Here is a 3,245-nt window from a genome sequence, read left to right on the forward strand (position 1 = left end):
GGCGGAATCGGGTGGAGGGGGCGGGCGGCGTCCCTGTCGTCGCTGCATCGTTCCGGCCGGCCGTCGTCATCGGGCCGGACCTGCCCGACGCAGTCCTGGTCGAGGCGCCGCGGCGATGTTCGTCCTGGGTCTGCGTTCCGAGGTCGGTGGGTAGGGCCATCTCGTCGGCGGGCAGGCCGTTGCGAAGTTGGGCTTCGCGCAGTTCCTCCCCGAACTCGGCGGCAGTCGACGCACGATCGTCTGGCTCCCGGGACATCGCCCTCTCGATCGCGGCACATACGTCGGCGGGTATGTCCTCCCCACGCAATTCCGGCACCGGGTGAGAGGTGATCCGCAGGAATTGGGCCATCACCTGCTCGCCGCTGCGTCGCTCGAACGCGGCATGCCCGGTGATCGCGCAAAACAGCGTCGCTCCGAGGCCGTACACGTCCGACGCCGGGGTGGGGGGCCGGCCCCCGAGCACCTCGGGTGCGGTGAACGCCGGTGAGCCGACCACCGCGCGCGTCGAGGTCTCGAAGCCACCCGCGATGCGTGCGATCCCGAAATCGGTCAACTGCGGTTCCCCGTAGTCCGTCAGCAGGATGTTCGCGGGCTTGACGTCCCGATGTACGGTGCCGATCCGGTGCGCGGTCTCGAGCGCGCCCGAGATCTTCACACCGAGTCGAACCGCCTCCCGCCACTCGATCGGGCCCGTGCGGTGGATCCGTGTCGCCAGCGAACCGTGCGGGTGGTAGTGCATCACAATGTACGGTTGCCCGCTGGTGGTGGCGCCGACCTGCAGAATGTTGGCGATGTTCGGGTGCCCGGACAGCCGGCCCATAGCCCGTTGCTCACGAATGAACCGCTCGAGGTTGTCCGGATCCAGATCGGCGGTGAGAACCTTCACTGCGACGGTGCGGTCGAGGGATGGCTGCAGGCAGCGGTAGACGACGCCGAAGCCACCCCGACCGACCTCCCGGGCATCGTCGAACCCCGCCGCGGCCAACTCCGTGGCGATATCCGGGGTCAGATCACGCTGTGTCGCCGTTGGATCGTATTCGGCCACGGCCGACCTCGATCCCGTGCCTCGGTGTCCGCAATCGCGGTGTCATGCACATCACCTCTCCAGCGTTAATGCGAGCATAACCCCGATCCGAACTCTCGAATCGTCGGTGAATAGTTAATTCGAGCGGCTCACGCGGTTAGCCGGGGGCCCAGGTCGAGGTCGCTGGTCCGTCGAGGCAAGATCGAGTAGCGCTCGCACTGTTTCCCACGGCTGCGGTGCCGCCGCAACCCTCGGTGATGCCGACCAGGGCGGCTGAGCTATTCCCGACCGGACTATAAGAAATCGGGAGTCGTTGTGCCCGCATCGATTTAGGTTTCCTTTGGCGGCTCGCGGGACTCGTGCAGACCTCCGCGCTGCTCGTGGGTGGTTGAGCAATACGATTCCGAATCCTGACCTGCTTCATCGTCGTTCTAGAGACGGCCCATCACCGGCGTCCACTCGACGATGCGATGGTCCGGTACCAGGCCGTGGATGACGAAGGGATCGTGCGTGAAGAGCTGTGCGACCGTGTCGCTCGTATCGGACTCGACGAGGATGAAGGCACCGCTGTCATCGGCGTACGGACCGCAGGCGACGACTGTCTGGCGGTCGACCAGTTCGGAGAGCCATGCTCGGTGTGCCGATCGGTACGTGTCACGGCCTGCGGCGGTGTGGGCTGAGTAGGTGTATTCGACGACGAAGAGCGGCATGGTTTTCTGATTCCTCGGGGTTGCCTCAGGGGGTGGATGCAGCAGTCGAGCGGCACACTGCGGTGCGCAGTGTGCCGCTTCATGTCGGTGTCAGCCGAGCAGTTCGTAGATCAGCAGTCCGGACAGGGACAGGATCGAGAGGAATCCCAGAGCGCCGATGATGTTCTTCCACCAGGTGTTGCGGAGGTTGCCCATCAGCTGACGGTTGTTGCTCATCACGAAGAGCAGGAGCCCGAGGAACGGTGCGATCAGCACGGTCAACGCCTGGGCGAAGATGATCAGCTGGACAGGGGATTTCGTGAACAGGATCGTGATCAGGAGTCCGAAGCCGAGGATCACGGCGCTGGTGCGTTTGGCTGTCGGTGTGCTGGGGGACGGTCCTTTTCCGAGCGCGTCGGAGAGCATGGTGCCTCCGGCGGTGGCGTTGGCGACCATCGCGGAGAACGCGGCCCCGGACAGCCCGAGCGCGAAGATCGTCGATCCGATCGGGCCGGCGATGGGTTCGAAGATCTTGGCCAGCCCTGCGAGGGTGGTTGCTTCGGTGTTCTGCCGGCCGAGGACGGCGGCGGCAACGATGATCACGAGAGAGGTCATGATGCCGGGTGCCACGATGCCCGGGATGGTGTCGGCGATGGTGGTTTGCCGGTATTCGGCCGCGGTGCGCTTACGTTCGTGGGTGCCGTAGGACGTGAAGAAAGCTGCGTTGAGGGAGAAGTTGGTGCCGACGAGGGCGACGACGAGCAGTTGTCCACCCGGCGGGATGCTCGGGACGAGTCCGTGCACGGCCTGGAACCAGTCGGGCTGGGCGATGACGGCGCTGAAGACGAAGGTGGCCGCGAGGAGAGCGACGATCACCAGCAGGACGCGTTCGACGGTTCGATAGACGTTGCGGAACAGCAGGATCAGTCCGACGAAGACTGTGCAGACGGCGGACCACACTATCGGGGACCCGCCGAAGACCATCGACAATCCCAGGCCGGATCCGACGGCGTTGCCCACGGAGAAACACAGGGTGATGATGAAGACTCCGACGCCGGCGGAGACGCCGACGCGTCGGCCCAGGACGTCCTTGACCGAGCTGATCATGGACACGGGGGTGCGGATGCCGAGGCGGACGCTCATGTCGGCGTAGACCAGCATGAAGATCGTCGAGACGGCGATCACCCAGATCAGGGAGTAGCTGTACTCGCTGCCGGCCTGGACGGCACTGGCGAGGTTGCCGGGCCCGAACTGCCACGCTCCGGCGATGAATGCGGGACCGGCCATGGCCAGGGTTCGAACCCAGTACCGGCGCTGGGGCCGGACGCGACCTCCGGGCGGCGGAGGGGTGCCTGCGACCACTGAACCGCCTCCGACGGGATCGGCTGATGTGCGAGATGGCTGACTCATCGATGAGCCTACTTTCTGGTGTTCGAACCGCAGACGAGGAGTGTGGCGCAACTGACGATGGGGCATCCGACGCTGCCGGCTCGGAAGGGCGAACGGAACCCGCGGCCGGGAGTGGGTGGGCC

General features: G+C 65.6%; 3 protein-coding genes. All 3 read right to left on the minus strand.

Annotation, left to right across the window (positions count from 1 at the left end):
• The coding region (locus tag G9373_RS44835; protein WP_346842940.1) for a serine/threonine-protein kinase at positions 1 to 1,045 on the minus strand (1,045 nt) is incomplete at its 3' end.
• A 410-nt stretch (positions 1,046 to 1,455) separates the two neighbouring features.
• On the minus strand, positions 1,456 to 1,734 hold the full coding sequence (locus tag G9373_RS44840; RefSeq protein WP_005565811.1) for a YciI family protein: 279 nt from the start codon (positions 1,732 to 1,734) through the stop codon (positions 1,456 to 1,458).
• A gap of 90 nt (positions 1,735 to 1,824) precedes the next feature.
• Positions 1,825 to 3,000 carry an Nramp family divalent metal transporter gene (locus G9373_RS44845; RefSeq protein ID WP_005256651.1) on the minus strand — a complete coding sequence of 392 codons (1,176 nt, stop codon included), beginning with the start codon at positions 2,998 to 3,000 and terminating at the stop codon, positions 1,825 to 1,827.
• Positions 3,001 to 3,245 lie beyond the last annotated feature (245 nt).

The sequence above is a fragment of the Rhodococcus sp. A14 genome, assembly GCF_011603105.1.
Taxonomy (GTDB): Bacteria; Actinomycetota; Actinomycetes; order Mycobacteriales; family Mycobacteriaceae; genus Rhodococcus_F; species Rhodococcus_F opacus.

What these genes read in the sequence shown, in the direction of transcription:
- G9373_RS44840 (WP_005565811.1), bottom strand. Translation starts at nt 1,734, where the DNA reads ATGCCGCTCTTCGTCGTCGAATACACCTACTCAGCCCACACCGCCGCA.
- G9373_RS44845 (WP_005256651.1), bottom strand. Translation starts at nt 3,000, where the DNA reads ATGGCCGGTCCCGCATTCATCGCCGGAGCGTGGCAGTTCGGGCCCGGC.